An 18,811-nucleotide genomic window follows, 5' to 3' on the forward strand; every position below is an offset into this window, starting at 1 on the left:
TGTTCAAAACTTAAAAAGACCGCCTAGTGCGGTCTTTTTTGTATCCGGCGTTTCTCCCACCAAGTTACAAAGAAGAACCGCATACCTATGACAAAAAAGGCTTACTCTTATGAGCAAGCCTTTGAAGTAGTACGATTCAGTATCGACAATTAAACGGCAGGAGCGCTCTTTATTAGAACTTCTCGAATCGACTTCAGTGTCGTTTCTGATGAGTGGTAATCCAGCTCGACTTCAGTGAAGATACCGTCAACTTCAAGCATTAGGGTTGGGTAAGAATGCACACCCATCGCATGTTTGAAGCTCAGCTGATCTTCTAGTTCACCCTCTAGTAACTTACCAGCAAGGTCATTCTCGAATTGCTGAACATTCATGCCTAGCTCTTCAGCCAATTGCTTATGAGTCTCTTCACTGTGCGGCAGCATCGCACGCAAGTAGTATGCGTGTTGAATCGCTTCAAGCATCTGCTCATAGTGATCTTGGAAACCCGCAGCAATAACAGCGCGACACGCAGGGTAAGTGCTGCGAACAGGTTTACACTCAGTCCAAAATTCATGATTGAACTCTGTACCTAGCTTAGCTTCGATCTGCTTCCAGATAGCTTGCAGCTTACTTTTCATCTCTTCTGACATTGGCTCGTCAGAGTCCGGAGCCAAACCACCGACTACGTAGTTAAACTCAATACTCGCAGGCAATTGTTGTTTTAGTAACTCCAGTGTCGGCTTATATCCCCAACACCAGCTGCACATTGGATCATGTACATAATGCAGTTTTACATCCATTGTTCGTTCCTTATCGAGTCAATTCTTCTCTCAGTTCCAACAAAAAAGGAGCCTGATTAAGGCCCCTAGTTTACTGTTCAGCATAAAGGCTAGAACTTACTCTGCGTCATCGCCAGCAACTTTAGCAGCCGCTTCTTTGATGATTGGCTGAAGTTCGCCTTTTTGGAACATCTCAAGAATGATGTCGCAACCACCGATTAGCTCACCTTCAACCCAAAGTTGTGGGAAAGTTGGCCATTGTGCGTAAGCTGGTAGCTCTGCACGGATATCAGGGTTTTGTAGAATATCTACGTAAGCAAATTTTTCGCCACATGCCATTAGAGCTTGAGACGCTTGAGAAGAGAAACCACAGCTAGGTAGCTTAGGAGAACCTTTCATGTACAGTAGAATAGTGTTTTCTTCAATTTGCTGTTTGATTTTATCGATAGTTTCCATTGCTTCCTCGTTAATGGATTACGGCTTTTATTGCCTTTATTCTACCCCAAACCAAAAGAATAAAAACCATATAAAAAAAGCGGTTAACAAGCTAGACTAATAATTCACATAAAAGTGATGAAATATGCTTTTAATAAAGTAAAAACTTGCTAAACTAGAAACCAAGTCAGCAAATTGACCATGGTTGGCTGCATAGCGAGCCATGAATAATAATATCACTGGAAGCAATCGAAAGAGTTAACTCTTTCATATCAATGGAGAATTGAGCAATGGCATTTGAACTACCAGCTCTTCCTTACGCGAAAGACGCACTAGAACCACACATCTCAGCAGAAACGCTAGATTTCCACCACGGTAAGCACCACAACACTTACGTTGTTAAGCTAAACGGTCTTATCCCAGGTACTGAGTTTGAAGGCAAAACACTAGAAGAGATCGTTAAGACTTCTACTGGTGGTGTTTTCAATAACGCTGCTCAAATCTGGAACCACACGTTCTACTGGCACTGTCTTGCTCCAAAAGCAGGCGGCGAACCAACTGGCGCTGTTGCAGAAGCTATCAACGCTGCATTCGGTTCTTTCGAAGAATTCAAAGCAAAATTCACCGATTCAGCAATCAACAACTTCGGTTCTTCTTGGACTTGGTTAGTTAAGAAAGCTGACGGTTCTCTAGACATCGTTAACACTTCTAACGCTGCGACTCCTCTAACAGAAGAAGGTGTTACTCCACTTCTAACTGTTGACCTATGGGAACACGCTTACTACATCGATTTCCGCAATGTTCGTCCTGACTACATGGCTGCATTCTGGAACCTAGTAAACTGGTCTTTCGTAGAAGAGAACCTAGCTAAGTAATCTATTACTTAAGCTGCGCTATTTATAGCGAGTTAACTATTAAAAGCTCATGCCTCGGCGTGAGCTTTTTTGTATCTACGATATGCTACATAGTAAACAACGAACATAACGATCAATAATCTAGCCCTTTTAACTACCCTTTCCTAGCCTAAATTAAATCTCTATTCGCTTGTAATTAAAGGCTAAAGTTTGCTGCCTTCATGCCGTTAAAGATGTATCAAATGAGAGGCGTCATGCAAATACATACTTTAGATAAAGCAGGAATCATCAACGAACTGAAGTTCGGCATCGGAATCAGCCAAGCGGTTGAGCAAGGTCGCCGTGCGGATTTCGCGTTGCTGTTATCTATGTTCTCTAATGATGTTCGAGACTGTACGCCTATCGATACTATTGAAGTCACAGAGACAACGGAAGATCGCCTCCGTAAACAGTTTGGCATCGCCGAACCTCAGCAACTGCGTTCAAATCAATCGTCTTACGAGATATCAGCACAACAGTCTAATCACTTTCACCAATCAAGCTTGGTGAGTGCTAAGCTCTGTCACTACCTAAAACCAGAAGCACTGGCATTTATGCCAGAAGACACTGGTGACTTACCTGAAGAAGTTTACCAAAACCTATCTGGTCACGATCGTCGTAAGCTAGCAAACAAAAACCAGCCTGACTTACCATCAGCAACGCTGTACAACGTGCTATCTACCGCTCAACGTAAGTATCAGATCCAGGCTCAGGTATAGCTTCAGTCTCACTTTATTCCTGCATCTCTATCTGCTTTATTCAATTCACGCCATTCGAACGATTCACTAGAGTGATATGAACCACCAGCCTTAGGCACCCTCAAATTAACAAATGTCGATTACTGCTTGAAGTTACTACAAAATGTGACCTGCCACTAAGTTCATAAAAACTTATTAATTCACCTAACTTAGTTTGAACCAATTCACACCCATTGTATAAAATTTAACCCATCCTTATCCTACATGGATGATTTGTTTAGGTACTGGGATGGAAATAAAAAGCTCAATCATATTGGTAACAGCTGCCGGTTCGCGACTAGGAGGGACGATTGCGAACCACTTTGTGAACCTTGGAGCCACCGTCATCCTTTGTGATAACGATACCGAAGCGCTTCAGGCTACTTATTTACAATGTGCTCGGTTCTCTGATTCCGTTTACCACTACCCACTCGAAAGCCATGACAGCCAGTCGATTCTCAGCGTGTTTGATTTTATCCAAACCACTTTCAACACCACCCCCGATGTACTGGTCAATAACTGGATAAGTTCACCGATGCCGAGCCTAATTGGTGATCAGCCCGTCAGCAGCTTTATTAATGATCTTTCCTCTATGGCATCGACCCTTTTTGCTTTTGGCCAAATCAGCGCTGAGAGGCTACGAGAAGAAAACAAAGAAGGGGTTATCGTGAATGTTATATCGCACGACGACTTTCACGATGTATCCGGACTAGAAAGCGCCAATTCCATGATCACCGGTTTTACCCACAGCTGGGCCAAAGAACTCACCCCATTTAAGATCCGTGTTGGCGGTGTCGTTCCTGCGATTCACAACGCCGATGGTAAGTTCAACCGTTGTCACTGGGCACAACTGCAAGACGAACTCACCCGAACCGCTGAATACATTATCTCTAATGATTACTTCAGTGGACGAGTTGTTGCAGCAGAGGTTTAGACTCACCCATTCCTACTCAGATAAAGTCTCAACTCTAAGGGCAGTTCACTAATCAACAGCCATAAAAAAAGCCCCAGTCTTTCGACTGGGGCTTTTAACTTTTCCCGATAGATAAGTATCGTGCTAGCGAAAACTTATCTCAAAACTAATGCTTACTTATTATGCGTTAGCTTTTTCTTTCTTAGCTTTTGGCGCTTTTGCTTCAGCTGGTTTTTGGTCTGCTTTCTTAAGGATAACTGTAGTACCTTCGAAAGTTTCACCTTCAACGTATGCTTCGCCGTAGTAAGAAGTTGTTAGTACTTCTTTAAGCTCAGTGATTAGTGGGTAACGTGGGTTAGCACCTGTACATTGGTCATCGAACGCTTCAACCGCTAGCTCGTCTAGCTTAGCAATGAAGTCAGACTCGTTAACACCCGCAGCTTGGATAGATAGTGGGATGTCTAGGTCTTTCTTAAGCTCTTCTAACCAAGTTAGTAGACGTTCAATCTTCTGAGCAGTACGGTCACCAGCTTGGCTTAGGCCTAGGTGGTCAGCAACTTCTGCGTAACGACGACGTGCTTGTGGACGGTCGTACTGAGAGAATGCAGTCTGCTTAGTTGGGTTATCGTTCGCGTTGTAACGTACCACGTTTGAGATAAGTAGTGCGTTAGCAAGACCGTGTGGTAGGTGGAACTCAGCACCAATTTTGTGAGCCATTGAGTGACACACACCTAGGAATGCGTTCGCAAATGCTACACCAGCGATAGTTGCTGCGTTGTGTACTTTCTCACGAGCGATTGGGTCAGCCGCACCATTTTTGTAGCTTGATGGTAGGTATTCTTTAAGCATCTTAAGTGCTTGAAGAGCTTGACCGTCTGAGTATTCGTTCGCTAGAACAGATACGTAAGCTTCAAGAGCGTGAGTTACTGCATCGTAACCACCGAACGCTGTTAGAGACTTAGGCATGTTCATTACTAGGTTCGCATCAACGATAGCCATGTTTGGCGTGATTTCGTAGTCAGCTAGTGGGTACTTAGCACCAGTCTTGTCGTCTGTAACAACAGCGAATGGAGTAACCTCTGAACCAGTACCTGAAGTTGTAGTGATACATACAAGCTCAGCTTTTTGACCCATTTTAGGGAACTTGTAGATACGTTTACGGATATCCATAAAGCGCATTGCTAGTTCTTCGAAGTGAGTTTCTGGGTGCTCGTACATAACCCACATGATCTTAGCAGCATCCATTGGAGAACCGCCACCTAGAGCAAGGATTACGTCAGGTTGGAAGCTCTTCATTGCTTCAGCGCCTTTCTCAACAACAGATAGCGTTGGATCCGCTTCTACGTCGAAGAAAGTTTGAACTTCGATGCCTTGTGCTTTAAGCAGGCTAACTACGTCATCAGCGTAACCGTTGTTGAATAGGAAACGGTCAGTTACTAGGAATGCGCGTTTCTTGCCTTCTAGGTCGCTCATTGCGATTGGAAGGCTACCACGACGGAAGTAGATAGACTTAGGTAGTTTGTGCCACAACATGTTTTCAGCTCGCTTCGCTACAGTTTTCTTGTTGATTAGGTGCTTAGGACCTACGTTCTCAGAGATAGAGTTACCACCCCATGAACCACAACCTAGAGTTAGAGAAGGTGCAACGTTGAAGTTGTACAGGTCACCGATACCACCGTGAGTAGTAGGGATGTTGATTAGGATACGAGCAGTCTTCATCTTGTCACCGAAGTAACGGATGCGCTCTGCGTTAGTATCTTGGTTAGTGTAAAGACCAGATGTATGACCGATACCACCGATTTCAACCATAGTTACCGCTTGAGCAACAGCGTCTTCGAAGTCGTCTGCGCGGAATAGACCTAGAGTTGGAGATAGTTTCTCGTGAGCGAATTCGTCATCGTAAGAAACTTTACCAAGACCTTCACCTACAAGTACTTTTGTATCAGCAGGCACTTTAACACCAGCCATTTCAGCGATTGCTGGAGCAGGTTGACCTACGATTTTAGCGTTTAGGTTGCCGTCGATAAGAAGTACTTTACGTACTTTATCTGCGTCAGCTTTAGACAGAACGTGAGCTTTGTGAGAAGCGAAACGCTCTTTAACTTCTTCGTATACATCGCTAACAACGATTGCAGCTTGCTCAGAAGCACATACAACGCCGTTATCGAATGTCTTAGACATAAGGATAGATGCTACAGCACGTTTGATGTCAGCTGTTTCATCGATAACTACAGGAACGTTACCAGCACCAACACCGATAGCAGGCTTACCAGAAGAGTATGCTGCTTTAACCATGCCTGGACCACCAGTAGCAAGGATAAGTGCGATACCGTCGTGCTTCATAAGCGCGTTAGAAAGCTCTACAGATGGTTGGTCGATCCAACCGATGATGTCTTTTGGAGCACCCGCTGCAACCGCTGCGTCTAGTACGAGTTTCGCTGCGTCGTTAGTTGAGTTCTTTGCACGTGGGTGTGGCGAGAAGATGATGCCGTTACGTGTTTTAAGAGAGATTAGAGATTTGAAGATTGCTGTAGAAGTTGGGTTCGTTGTTGGAACGATACCACAGATGATACCTACAGGCTCAGCGATAGTCATTGTGCCTAGGTTGTCATCTTCTTCTAAGATGCCACATGTTTTTTCGTCTTTGTATTTGTTGTAGATAAATTCAGATGCAAAGTGGTTCTTGATAACCTTATCTTCAACAATACCCATTCCAGATTCAGCAACTGCTTGTTGTGCAAGTGGAATACGAGCGTGGTTAGCAGCAAGAGAAGCTGCGCGGAAGATTGCGTCTACTTTCTCTTGAGAGAATGTTGCAAACTCTTCTTGTGCTGCTTTAACGCGAGCTACTAGAGCATCAAGTTCCGCTAAGTTAGTTACAGGCATGGTGGATCTCCTAAAATAATAAATATTAAAAACTTTTTATTAAATTCGCTGCTTGCCGTTAACCTTAAACACCAGCGTTCTTAGTAAATTGCTTTCAGGGCTGAGTATATTATTTCACAGTGTGAAAAAAATTGACCCAGATCAGTTACCCTAAAGGAATTAACCAGAAAGTAGTAAGGCAATCGCATAAATGAACTTAAACTTATGATTTACATAGATTAATATCACATTTTTAGTTCGCGCAAAAAACAAGCAAACAGACAACTTTTTTCTACATAGCGTCATAAACTGTAAAAAAGTTTCATTTTTAGTCAGCTCACTTACATGTATACGGCTAAAACTGTGCTACTGAGAGTATATCCATACCGTTGCAACCAGCTAGAAACTGTCATAATTTTTATTAAAAGCGTGCGTGAGGTAACATTTAATTCAAATTACGTTACAACACGAAACACGAGAAAACACTTTGTAACAATGGTATTACACATCTCACACTCAATTAGTTTTTCTAAAAAATAGCCCCCTCTTCACGTTAGTTTTTTTCATTCGCTCTGATTGAATTTGTCCCTTACATTACGCACTCTGATAAAGGTCAGATCAAACCCACTATATTACTTTACGTTACTTGGAGATCGCTCCCATGCAAGGTTTAGAACTCGCAATCTTTATGCAATTCTTCCTTGGGCTTGTTGCAGCCGTTAACCCAATCGGCATCATGCCTGTTTTCGTTTCTCTTACTGCTCATATGCCGCCAGAAGAGAGAAACAGGACTGCCTTACAAGCTAATATTGCCGTTGCTGTTATTTTAATCGTGTCGCTAGTTGCAGGTCAGTTGCTACTCGATATGTTTAGCATTTCACTAGACTCGTTTCGCGTAGCGGGTGGTTTACTGTTATTGAGCATCGCATTTTCGATGATGAGCGGTAAGCTGGGTGAAGATAAACAGAATAAGCAGGAAAAGTCTGAGTACATCAGTAAAGAACAAATCGGTGTTGTGCCTTTAGCAATGCCTTTAATGGCTGGTCCAGGTGCTATCAGCTCGACCATTGTTTACGGGTCTCGTTACCCTGCGGCAATTGATACCATTGGTATTGGTATCAGTATTATTGCATTCGCAACTTGCTCTTGGCTTTTGTTCCGTTCAGCGCCTGTTATCGTGCGCTTTTTAGGTCAAACTGGGATCAACGTTATCACCCGTATCATGGGCTTGATTCTTGGTGCACTTGGCATCGAGTTCATTGCGAATGGCTTGCGTAACCTATTCCCAGGTTTAGCATAGCGACTAACAGCACATGGTCGCTTAACTGCGGCTATTTAATGTGGAACACATATGAGGCGAGTAAAGCGATTTGGCTTTCACTCGCCTCGTTATTATGAAGCTTGTATAATGACGGTTAACGCATTTAATAGAAGACAAAGCTTTCCTTATGTCACGCAAGCCACTTAAGCATCATTTATACGTCATTATCTTTGGCACGCACACGCCAGCCGGACGCGCATTTGATATTTCACTGATCGTTGCAATTTTGGCTTCGTTGCTGGTTCTTATTCTTGAGTCTATCCCTAATGTCATGACGGAATGGTCGCAAGAGCTTCGTTACATAGAATACAGCTTTACCGCCTTATTCACCGTCGAGTATCTGCTAAGGCTCTACTGTTCTCCAAAACCGAAATCTTACGCCACCAGCTTTTATGGTGTCGTTGACCTGTTAGCGATTCTCCCAACCTACCTAGCAATCATCTTCCCGGGCGCTTCGTTTATGGGGGTCGTGAGATTGCTACGTGTGATGCGTATCTTCCGAATTCTCAAGCTAGTTCGCTATTTACAAGATTCCAACATATTGCTGCGCTCACTGTTAATGGCGAGACGAAAAATTCTCATCTTCTTCAGTACAGTCGGCATCTTGGTTGTGATCTTTGGTGCTTTGATCTTTGTTATTGAAGGACCTGAGAATGGCTTCACCAGTATCCCTCACAGTATCTATTGGGCGATTGTGACGATCACAACCGTTGGTTACGGAGACATGGTTCCACAAACAGCAATCGGCAAAGCTATTGCATCTTTGACCATGTTGTTAGGTTATTCCATCCTTGCGGTGCCGACCGGGATTATTACCGCAGAACTCAGTAACGAAATGAACTCGCATAAAGAGTTAGTCAAATGCCCAAACTGCAATCGCGCGGGTCATGATTCTGATGCCATCTATTGTAAACACTGTGCCAGTGAATTGGCCGACCCTGACAAACGAGTCGTTACTGAAGAGAGATAAAAGCAGATACGGGATTCGAGTAGCGAGATGCGAAAGGCTATAAGAGCCGATATGGGAGCCGGATAACGAGATATCTAGGGACTAGAAAGGGTGACATTTATCGTCACCCTTTTTGTTGTTGGTTCACTGAGCAAAAGCTAGATTCCCGACTACGCTCCTTCGTCGCTATCGGGAATGACGCAATTTAAGTTAGAAGAAAATGTCATCCTCAAGAGTGAGGAACGAACGAATTGGGGGCCTCTTCCTTGTCCCATAGCAAACGAGAAAAGTTAAGTGAAGTTGCGAGTGAAATTAATCAACCTTCCGCGATCAAAAAAGCCGATGTATTAACACCGGCTTTTGTCTCTCACGAAGCTAAGCATTCACAAAGAGTGGCGCCTGCTTAACTTTTGAATGGAAAGAGCTTTCGATTACGCTTTTTCAGCTAGGATAATACGTAAAGTACGACGTAGTGGTTCTGCAGCACCCCAAAGCAGTTGGTCACCAACCGTGAATGCGTTTAGGAAGTCGTTACCCATAGACATCTTACGCAGACGACCTACTGGTACAGACATAGTGCCTGTTACTTTAGCCGGAGTCAGTTCTTGCGCCGTAATGTCACGGTCGTTAGGAATCACTTTAACCCAATCGTTATGGGTCGCGATGATCTCTTCGATCTCGTCCATTGGGACGTCTTGCTTAAGTTTGATCGTAAGTGCTTGAGCGTGACAACGCATTGCGCCGATACGTACACAAGTACCATCGATTGGGATAGGCTGACCATCTAGGCCAAGAATCTTGTTCGCTTCAACGCCCGCTTTCCACTCTTCTTTGCTCTGACCATTTTCACGCTTCACATCGATCCAAGGAATCAGAGAACCCGCTAAAGGAGCACCAAACTGGTCTGTTGGGAATGAAGATGAACGGATGGTGTCAGCAACTTTCTTATCAATATCAAGAATTGAGCTTGCAGGGTTCGCTAGCTCAGAACTCACGCTATCGTTAATCACACCCATTTGTGAGATAAGCTCACGCATGTTCTTAGCACCAGCGCCTGAAGCCGCTTGGTAAGTCATGGCACTCATCCACTCAACCATGCCTTTCTCATACAGGCCGCCCAGTGCCATAAGCATTAGGCTCACTGTGCAGTTACCGCCAACAAAAGTATTCGTGCCGCTGTGAATGCCTTGTTGGATTTGAGCCAAGTTAACAGGGTCAAGAGTGATGATTGAATCAGCGTCCATACGTAGAGTAGAAGCAGCGTCAATCCAGTAACCTTTCCAACCCGCTTGACGCAGCGCTGGGTAAACTTTTGATGTGTAGTCACCACCTTGACAGGTAATTACGGCATCTAACTGTTTTAGGCTATCAATGTCAAAAGCATCTTGAAGTAGACCCGCATCTTTACCACCTAGAACAGGGGCAGGAATACCAATCTGAGATGTGCTGTAATAAACAGGCTCAATCAGGTCGAAGTCTTTCTCTTCAACCATACGTTGCATCAGTACAGAACCCACCATACCGCGCCAACCAACTAGACCTACTCTCATCGCTCACTCTCCATGTATAAAATTAAAAAATTGCTCTCCCCCATCTATAAGTTTTTCAGAAACAGAACTCAAGTGCTTTTTGTCAAAAAGTGTAACTTTTTCGTTTCTTTTAAGTGAACGCGATGAATCACAAAGTTATCTCAGTACAGAGATTCAGCCTCCAGCTTATTGATAGGAAGACCAACACCGAAAAATTCAACGATTTAGCACGCTAAACCTAACAACAGAACTCCGATCACAAACAGTAATTCCCTCTATTAAACCATGGTTAATTGGCATTTTATTTTACAAAACGAAAACAACGTGCGACATAATTCAACATGTAACAATCATGAATTTAACAAAAATTTAGATTATGAAACCATAACAGGTCCGATATGCAGTCAAATATCACAACTTAAGTGTATTTTTTCGATATAATAATCTAATTACTGTAGTGTCCATTTCGTACCCCACAATATAATGAAGCACTATAAATGCTCGAAATCACAAGAGGCTTTTATGAAGCAGAGTAAAACTCGCCTACCGAACCTGATGCAGGTATTCATCGCGTTAGGACTATTTCTATCCCTTGCTTTTTCCTTTACAGCAAAGCTTGACCTTCCAATCCAACTTGCCTTGTACATTGGTTGGTTCATTATCATGGTGCTTGGTATTCGTCTTGGACACCAATACAAAGACTTAGAAAAAGCAGCACTCAAAGGAATATCTAACGGTTTAGGCGCAGTTTTAATACTTTTAGCCGTTGGTGCTCTTGTTGGTACTTGGATCTCTGGCGGGATCGTACCGACCATCATTTACTATGGTCTGAAAGCTATCCATCCTTCTATCTTCCTTTTGGCGACCATGATCATCTGTTCTCTAACAGCGTTGGCTACTGGTACTTCTTGGGGTGCCGCTGGTACAGCGGGTATTGCGATGATGGGTATTGGCCAAGGCCTAGGCGTTCCAGCGCCAATTACAGCAGGCGCAGTACTGTCAGGTTGTTACTTCGGTGACAAGATGTCTCCACTTTCTGACTCAGTAATTTTGGCTTCTTCTATGTCAAATGTTGAAGTGGTTGAACATATCAAAGGCATGCTGCCTGTAGCATTAATCAGCTACGTTATTACTGGCATTATGTTTACCGCGTTTGGCTTCCACTACGCCGGTAACGTTGACATGAGCCAAGTAGAATCTGTTATCAAAGCGATGGAAGTTCAGTTCTACATCACGCCATACTCATTTGTTCCGGTACTGATCGTATTAGGCCTACTGGCTTTCCGTATGCCTTCATTCCCAGTAATCAGCTTTGGTTCTCTGCTCGGTATTATCTGGGCAGTTATGATTCAAGAGATCGACTTCCTAACAGCATTCAACACAGCATGGGCACCGTTCTCCATCTCATCTGGCGTCGACTTCATTGACTCAATCCTAAACCGCGGTGGCATGTCTTCAATGCTTGGTTCAGTTGCAGTTATCGTGTTCGGCCTTGGTTTTGGTGGCTTACTGGATAAAGTAGGCGTACTAGAAACCATCGCAAAAGTCTTCGAACGCCGCGTAAACAGCGCAGGGTCGCTAGCAACCAGCACGATTGGTACGGCTTTCATGGGTAACGTGTTTGGCTCTGCAATGTACGTATCACTGATCCTGACACCAAAAATCTGTGCCAAAAACTACGACCGCCTAGGTTACAAACGTAAGAACCTTTCTCGTAACGCTGAGTTCGGTGGTACGTTAACATCAGGTATGGTGCCTTGGAGTGATAACGGCATCTACATGGCGAGTATCTTAGGCGTTGCAACGCTGTCGTACGCACCATTCATGTGGCTAAGCTTCATCTGTATCATCGTTACTATCGTAACCTCTTACATGGGTTGGTTCGTTGATAAGTGTGAACCAACAGCTCCGGCCGTTGAAACGGAAGAAGCGGCAGAGCTGACAAAGCAACAAGCATAGTAGTCCATCGTTCAAAAACGTTAGAACGTAAAACAAACCGTTAGTGATATAAATGCAAAAAGAGCGCCCTAGAGCGCTCTTTTCTTATCTGATGATTTGCTTATTTGTTGGCGGTTCGTTTACCCAACCAATAACCGATACCTAAAGGTGCAAAGAACACCACTAAGATAAATAAGATGAAGTAGATAATCACACCTTTGATTAGCTCCATCAGCTTATCAATCGCAAGTACAACGACCTCTTGAGAGACACGGTCTAAATCCTGAGTGAACAGTTCTCTTTCAGATGTCACGATACCTGCAATCTCGATACGCTCTTTCTCAATCATCTGCACCAGAGCTTCTCTCTCACGCGTTACCATCTTTTCTAACGCCACACGCTCATCACTCAGCATAGCCAGCTTTTGGTCTGTTTTGTCGCTAAGATCATTAAGCAGCGGCTGCATTTCTGCCGACATAATGGAAGCCAGTGTTTGCATGTATTCAGGGTTGTTCTCAATGAAGTCCTGCATGCTTGCTGACGTTTGGCGAAGGCTTTCTAGTGTCATAGACAAATCTTCACCCGTCAGTGAGCTGTTCATCGCCACTAACTCTGCTTTCCAAGACATCAGTTTTGGCGTTTGGTCCGCCATTAAGCTTAAACGGTCTGATGCGTCGCTCATGGCTTCTGGCATGGTGCCTAGGCTCTGAACGATCTGTGATTCATCTTTACCAAGGTAAGCAAGCCATTCTCGATAAGCGGGCGTACTTCTGAAGGTAAGATCTTTAAAGGGATTGCTCGCAACAAATTCGGCAACAAATGCCTTGCTCTTTATAAAATCACTCGAGCTCAAAACGCCCTTTGCTAGCTTTTCCGCTTCTTGGTTGAGAGAACGTGCAGTGTTAACCGCATGATCCGTCGTGAACAGATCCGCTCCTTCACCTTCGGCATAGAATTGATTCATTTGTGCAGTAAACACCCAAGTATCGATGAGAGCAGACATAGGAGAAGTTTGGTAAGCCGCTTGTTGTAAGCCCTGCTCAGCGTGGATTTTCCAAAGCAACACATAAGATTGATGTAAGGTGTCATCGGCAGGATAAGATTGCGCGATTAAATCAGCCGAGTCTTCTACTTGTGTAAAAAACAACTTAGCGTATTCACGCGTCATGAGCCGAGCATTCAGCTCTTGTTGAGTGAGAGGCGTCGTCTGACTATCTAACTTAACTTCTAAGAGAGAACAACCACTTAGCACAATGCTAAGCACCAACACCATCCAACTTCGACTCAAAACTCGTAACATAAAAACCTCTGACAAAGACTAAGGGCGCGGATTGTATGAGCGCTTCGTCAGAGTATTGTCAAAACTCCCGCAAAAGTTAACGCTGATTATCTAAATATTCGACAGCGGAATCCACCGAGGCTTTTATCGCCTGCTCAAGCTCAGTCAGATCATGTTCACTGATGGCTCTTGATTGCTTCATCGTCATCTCGATACTTGCGGCAATAATAGCTAATCGCGATGCTTTAATACTGCCTGCCACACCTTTTAGACTGTGCACAATACGAGCAGCTGAGGTTTCATCTTTGGTCAACAGCGCTTTAAACTTTTCAAAATCGTTAGCGTGGTCTTGGACAAAAACCCCAAGCAACAATTCTACCGATTCCGCATCGCCATCAAGTGTTTCGAGCATATCTTCAATATCAATCGCGGGCTTTGAATCGGTCACACTGGCAACATGCCTCTCAGTCAAAGCCGCCTCTTGCAAATCAGGTTGGCTTGCAGTGTCCATTGTTTGTAGAGGTTGTGTCTGCTGATTCGACGCGGCGTCAGAATCACTTTCAAGCTTTTCAGTTACTGAGGGAGGCGGTTCCACGCTGGTTTCAGGAAACAATTCTTCTTTATCAGAAAATTGAACCACCTTCTCCATGCTAGGTTCGGGATCAGCACTCAGCTCCGCTTTAGGTTGCTGCGCCGATTTTCTCACGTTGATACTCCAAACAACCAATGCACCCATCGCCACTAAGCCCAAACCTAACATCACAAGTAAAAGGTTAAACTGACGTTCATGATACTCAGCCTCCAATTTGATGATCTGCTTATTCACTGAGTTCTGTTTAATCTTATCGACTAGAAAGTTAAGTTGAGCATAATCCACCAATAAAGCAGAAGCATCAGCCAACAACTGTTGGATGGCGTCCTGCTCCTCCGTCTTTAACTTGTAAGATCTTTCAAGAATAGAATCAAAGGCTCGATAGGTTGCCGACGAGCTTTGGCTGTCTGAATACATAGCTTCAAAAACAACCACACCGAATTCATTAAGCAGTGGCTTTAACTTCGGAGAAAGTGATTCGTCTGCGCGTAAAAGTCTGATGTTGTCGACAATCTCTTGGACCTGACTTTCAATTGGAATGAACTCATCAAACTTTTCGAGAAACTGGTCTGCCACATAAAGCAGTTGATTTACGTCAGGGCGAAAAAACGCGTGTTGAAAATCAGATTCAATCTGCAGTCGGATCGAGTAAACCAACTGAGCATCAAGTGCGAGATCATTGATACGAGAAACTCGAAGCGGCTCAGAGAAATAAAGCGATTGCCTCAATTCATTGACGCGAATGCCGAGTTCTTCGATTTGAGCAAGAGAATTGGTGTAGGAACGGCTTAAATTAAGAAGTGCCAATGAAGGAAGTAGCCACAGAGCCAAGAGCACGACCAAGAAGGTGGCTGGTTTGTTAAAGCGTTTGGGCTTTGCTACTGATTGTTCCATCTATATTCCTTGTGCGTGTTAACTTGAAGCTGTGACAGTAGCTAAAAGATTAAGCACAAATAAGCGGCAACTTCCTGCTGCCGCTTCTATACGCAAACTCCGGACTATGACTTATTGCGAGTCAGCTGGTCACGTAAGTTCGGTGGTGTGCCTTTAATCGTTAGCGTGTCTGTCTCCGGATCGTAAAAGATACGTTCGCCTAGAAGCAGACTATCAAAACTAACATTCAAACCGCCACCAGCACCAACAAATTTTGTTAGTTTACGCATAGTTGCGCGATCGGCTGGGAAGCTGTCTTCTAATTCGTAGCCTTGCTCACTAGTATAGTCAAAGAAGCTGGTGCCATCTGAACTCGCCGGTAATTCTCCAGAAAGTTCACGCACTTGAACCTCATCACCCGCTTTTAGCTGCTCGTTACAGTAATCCGCAACCTGCTTTTTGTAGCTGATCGCTTCTTCTTTCTCTAGTTTAGAGTCAGAAACAAAGTCTTCTACCGCTTGCATCAACACTTGGTTTTGCAGTTTTGCATCCAGGCCTACTTCAGCTTGAAGAAAATCTAAGAAGAAATCTGCCACTTTACGACCGACACGTCCTTTGATGTACGTTAGGTAACGGTTTGACTCTTTGTCTGTCTCGTAAGTAGAAAGATCTAAACGAGCTGCGATGTCCATTTTAGAAATATCTAAGTAGTCAGTCGCGCTAATATCTAGCCCTTCAGTTACCTTCAAGCTCTGGTTTGAAGGCAGTAGACCAATGAAAAGGTAATCAGTTGCAAGTGACTGATATTCAGCCATTACCAAGATGCCTTCGTCAGCAAATGGGTATTTTGAAAGCTCGTCTTTTAGACGTTGCGCACTCTTTTGAGAAAAATCGTAAAAGTTTGTCTCACCAGCACGAAGTTGATGCAACCACTGTTGGAATTCGCTGTCAGATTTGAAAGAACCAAACCCTTTGCCTGCTTTTGAGTTAAAAACACGATGAAGTTCAGCAACTAGGCTTTCAGAAGAAGCATCGTTTTCTAGAGATTCAGCACGATAGTTAACAATCAGTTCTTCCTGATCGTTCTTGCTCAGCTGGTGTAAAATTACGTTGGAAAGGTGAAGGCTCATAGTGAAAATATTACCGTTCAGGTTTCAGTTGTCGTGCATAGTAGGTTATCATAAGCCGCTTTTACTATCATTATTAGAGTCCTTATGCCGATTATATCTAAATACACAGATGAACAAGTTGAAAAAATCCTAGCTGAAGTAGGTGCTGTACTATCTAAGCACAAAGCTTCACCAGAACTTTCACTGATGATCGCTGGAAATATCGCAACCAATGTCTTAAATCAGAACGTTGCTGCTTCACAACGCAAAGGAATTGCTGAAAAATTTGCCGAGGCTTTAATTTCTTCTCTTGAAGATAAAAAGTCTCACTAAATTTGATTGACGGATAAAAGAATTATAAATGGTAGACAGCGCAAACTCATATAGCGATCGTGTATCTCGCCTAGTTGGTTGGGGTCACTGGTTTGCATTTTTCAACATCATTGCTGCGATGTTGATTGGTACTCGTTATATCACTCAATCTGCTTGGCCAGAAACCCTGCTGGGTCAGTTCTATTTGGCTGCGTCATGGGTTGGTCATTTCGGCTTTTTGGTATTTGCGCTCTATCTATTAGTGCTGTTCCCGCTCACATTTATTCTTCCGTCGAGGAAGTTATTACGTTTGGTTGCCGTTTGCTTTGCGACCATAGGTTTAACTGTCCTATTGATTGATACCCAAACGTATCAAGATATAAACCTCCACCTGACGCCTGTCGTGTGGGAGGTTTTATTCAGTGGAGAGGAGTCTGCATTCACATCTGACTTGCAGCACCTCTTCATTGTTATGCCGCTTATCTTCTTGCTGCAACTCGGTCTATCTGAGTGGGTTTGGCGTAAGCAGCGTAAACTGTCTCATAAACACATCGGCCGTCCTATTACCGCCGTCTTCTTCTTGTGTTTCATCAGTAGCCACCTGACTTACATGTGGGCTGATGCGTATTTCTATAACCCAATTACCAGCCAAAAAGCCAACTTCCCACTGTCTTACCCAATGACAGCGAAAAGCTTTATGGAGAAACATGGTCTGTTAGACCGTGAAGAATATCTAGAGCGTTTAGAAGCGAACAAAGGCAATGTAAACCTTGTTAGCTACCCGCTAGAAGAAATTCAATACAACCGCCGCAGCGATGACTTGAACATCCTGATGGTGAGCGTAAATAACCTACGCTCAGACGCTCTTAACGAAGCATCAATGCCGAATAGCTATGCATTCGCGCAACAGTCGATCAACTTTACTAACCATTACAGTTCTAGTAACGACATGTTTGGTATTTTCGGTTTGTTCTACGGCCTTCCTAGCAGCTATGCGAGCAGCATTGAAGCTCAAGGCGCGAGCTCAGTACTATTGGATGTATTAGATAATCACAATTACAAGTTGGCCGCATTCAGCGGTGACAACTTTGACGATACACTTTACTCGGACATCATCTTCCGAGGTCGTAAGATCATGTCAGAGCAAGCGACGTTTAATGACCAGAGTGCAATCCAAGCTTGGTCAAGCTGGGTGGAATCACCGAAAGCTAAACGCCCTTGGTTTAACTTTATTGAGCTGACAACACTGGACAACTTTGCAAGTTCAGAAGCCGAGTCAGACTCAGCGTTAACAACCGCAGAGCGCTTTGCTGCTGATTACCAAAAGTCAGCTCAAGCAGCGGACGCACAGCTTGCGACTATCTACGCAGAATTGGAACGCTTAGACCTTATCGATAATACGGTGGTTATCATTACCTCCAATCATGGTACTGAGTTTAACGAAACCAAGACTAACAGCTGGGGTGCAAACTCTAACTACAGTCGTTATCAATTGCAGGTTCCGCTGTTTATCAGCTGGCCAGGTAAATCAGCGTCTGAGTACACTCACCGCTCTAGCCACTTAGATATTTCAGTAACACTAATGCAAGAGCTACTGGGTGTATCTTCAAACCCAACTGACTTTAGCAGCGGCCGCAGCTTGTTTGATGAGCGTAAGAGAAAATGGGTTCTTGCGGGTGATTCTCGTGAATTAGCGCTTGTGACAGATAAGCAAACTACTGTGCTAGATAAGTTTGGTAACTACAAACTGTACGACCAAGATTACCAACGACTAAAAAATGTAAGCCCTCGCTTACCAGTGCTCATGCAAGGTCTCACTGAATTACAGCGATTCTACGCAAAAAATGATTAAATGATCACCAAACGAAGAAGGGAAGCCAATGGCTTCCCTTTTTTATTGCCGTTAATGCCTAGAAAACAAGCAGCAGAACAAATTTATGTAAATTAGGGGTTTACAAGATCCTCATGCCCTTATATTATTCACGCCACTGGAGGGATGGCTGAGTGGTCGAAAGCACCGGTCTTGAAAACCGGCAACCGTTAATAGCGGTTCTAGGGTTCAAATCCCTATCCCTCCACCACATTAGAGAAAGCCGCTGAGAAATCAGCGGCTTTTTTGCATCTAGGGTTTATCACTTATCTCTATGCTTTCCCCCTCACACTAAGTGAATCTTGAGTAGCTGTTAATACCGCAGTCTCTCGGTTATCTAGCGTTACTCCTTCTATTACTTTGCCAAACTTTCAGTTAAAGATTCCTGTTATTACCTATTTAGTTCACCAGGCTTAGGACACATGCAGTTCTTTGGCG

The 18,811-nt window shown here is 43.9% G+C and carries 15 protein-coding genes and 1 tRNA gene; 9 read left to right on the top strand and 7 right to left on the bottom strand.

Annotated features, from left to right (window positions below):
• Positions 1-149: 149 nt before the first annotated feature.
• Entirely contained in the window at positions 150-779 is a 630-nt protein-coding gene (locus OH460_RS21965; RefSeq protein WP_269999529.1) for a DsbA family protein, read from the bottom strand.
• Between the two features lie 96 nt (positions 780-875).
• A complete protein-coding gene (locus OH460_RS21970) occupies positions 876-1,214 on the bottom strand; it encodes a Grx4 family monothiol glutaredoxin (protein WP_004741702.1) in 339 nt (112 codons plus the stop codon).
• Positions 1,215-1,483: 269 nt separating this feature from the next.
• On the opposite strand from OH460_RS21970, the gene sodB reads away from it, so the two are divergent.
• From sodB to OH460_RS21985, 3 genes are all read left to right on the top strand, one after another.
• A complete protein-coding gene (gene sodB, locus OH460_RS21975) occupies positions 1,484-2,068 on the top strand; it encodes a superoxide dismutase [Fe] (protein ID WP_004734050.1) in 585 nt (194 codons plus the stop codon).
• A 233-nt stretch (positions 2,069-2,301) separates the two neighbouring features.
• Positions 2,302-2,805: a VC2046/SO_2500 family protein gene (locus OH460_RS21980; RefSeq protein WP_269999530.1), complete on the top strand. Its 504-nt coding sequence runs from the start codon at positions 2,302-2,304 to the stop codon at positions 2,803-2,805.
• A gap of 268 nt (positions 2,806-3,073) precedes the next feature.
• Positions 3,074-3,757, top strand: coding sequence for an SDR family oxidoreductase (locus OH460_RS21985; protein ID WP_061033818.1), 684 nt, complete (start codon positions 3,074-3,076; stop codon positions 3,755-3,757).
• Between the two features lie 159 nt (positions 3,758-3,916).
• Here the strand turns inward: OH460_RS21985 and adhE are convergent, their stop codons facing one another.
• Entirely contained in the window at positions 3,917-6,622 is a 2,706-nt protein-coding gene (gene adhE / locus OH460_RS21990; RefSeq protein ID WP_061033761.1) for a bifunctional acetaldehyde-CoA/alcohol dehydrogenase, read from the bottom strand.
• Between the two features lie 640 nt (positions 6,623-7,262).
• Between adhE and OH460_RS21995 the strand changes: the two genes are divergently transcribed.
• Both OH460_RS21995 and OH460_RS22000 read left to right on the top strand, forming a co-directional pair.
• A complete protein-coding gene (locus OH460_RS21995) occupies positions 7,263-7,901 on the top strand; it encodes a YchE family NAAT transporter (RefSeq protein WP_008223294.1) in 639 nt (212 codons plus the stop codon).
• A gap of 148 nt (positions 7,902-8,049) precedes the next feature.
• The gene (locus OH460_RS22000) at positions 8,050-8,892 is read left to right on the top strand and encodes an ion transporter (RefSeq protein ID WP_186170520.1); all 843 of its coding nucleotides are present in this window, start codon (positions 8,050-8,052) and stop codon (positions 8,890-8,892) included.
• 410 nt (positions 8,893-9,302) lie between these two features.
• Here OH460_RS22000 and asd read toward each other — a convergent pair whose 3' ends face one another.
• Positions 9,303-10,421, bottom strand: a complete 1,119-nt coding sequence (gene asd / locus OH460_RS22005) for an aspartate-semialdehyde dehydrogenase (protein WP_008223285.1) — start codon at positions 10,419-10,421, stop codon at positions 9,303-9,305.
• 501 nt (positions 10,422-10,922) lie between these two features.
• On the opposite strand from asd, the gene nhaC reads away from it, so the two are divergent.
• Positions 10,923-12,359 carry a Na+/H+ antiporter NhaC gene (nhaC, locus tag OH460_RS22010; protein WP_239937998.1) on the top strand — a complete coding sequence of 479 codons (1,437 nt, stop codon included), beginning with the start codon at positions 10,923-10,925 and terminating at the stop codon, positions 12,357-12,359.
• Between the two features lie 100 nt (positions 12,360-12,459).
• Here the strand turns inward: nhaC and OH460_RS22015 are convergent, their stop codons facing one another.
• The 3 genes from OH460_RS22015 to yejK all read right to left on the bottom strand — a co-directional run bounded on the left by OH460_RS22015 (position 12,460) and on the right by yejK (position 16,212).
• Positions 12,460-13,638 (bottom strand): chemotaxis protein, encoded by a 1,179-nt coding sequence (locus OH460_RS22015; protein WP_269999531.1) that lies wholly within the window; start codon positions 13,636-13,638, stop codon positions 12,460-12,462.
• Positions 13,639-13,714: 76 nt separating this feature from the next.
• Entirely contained in the window at positions 13,715-15,103 is a 1,389-nt protein-coding gene (locus tag OH460_RS22020; protein WP_269999532.1) for an Hpt domain-containing protein, read from the bottom strand.
• Positions 15,104-15,207: 104 nt separating this feature from the next.
• Complete coding sequence (gene yejK / locus OH460_RS22025; RefSeq protein ID WP_061033755.1) at positions 15,208-16,212, bottom strand: nucleoid-associated protein YejK; 1,005 nt, start codon at positions 16,210-16,212, stop codon at positions 15,208-15,210.
• An 84-nt stretch (positions 16,213-16,296) separates the two neighbouring features.
• On the opposite strand from yejK, the gene OH460_RS22030 reads away from it, so the two are divergent.
• The 3 genes from OH460_RS22030 to OH460_RS22040 all read left to right on the top strand — a co-directional run bounded on the left by OH460_RS22030 (position 16,297) and on the right by OH460_RS22040 (position 18,584).
• Positions 16,297-16,524 (top strand): YejL family protein, encoded by a 228-nt coding sequence (locus OH460_RS22030; RefSeq protein WP_004740674.1) that lies wholly within the window; start codon positions 16,297-16,299, stop codon positions 16,522-16,524.
• Between the two features lie 28 nt (positions 16,525-16,552).
• Complete coding sequence (locus tag OH460_RS22035) at positions 16,553-18,355, top strand: DUF3413 domain-containing protein (RefSeq protein ID WP_061033754.1); 1,803 nt, start codon at positions 16,553-16,555, stop codon at positions 18,353-18,355.
• A gap of 138 nt (positions 18,356-18,493) precedes the next feature.
• Positions 18,494-18,584 (top strand) — tRNA-Ser (locus OH460_RS22040).
• The last annotated feature ends 227 nt before the right edge of the window (positions 18,585-18,811 follow it).

Origin of the sequence: Vibrio sp. Makdt, assembly GCF_027587015.1 — a bacterium.
GTDB classification, from domain to species: domain Bacteria; phylum Pseudomonadota; class Gammaproteobacteria; order Enterobacterales; family Vibrionaceae; genus Vibrio; species Vibrio chagasii_B.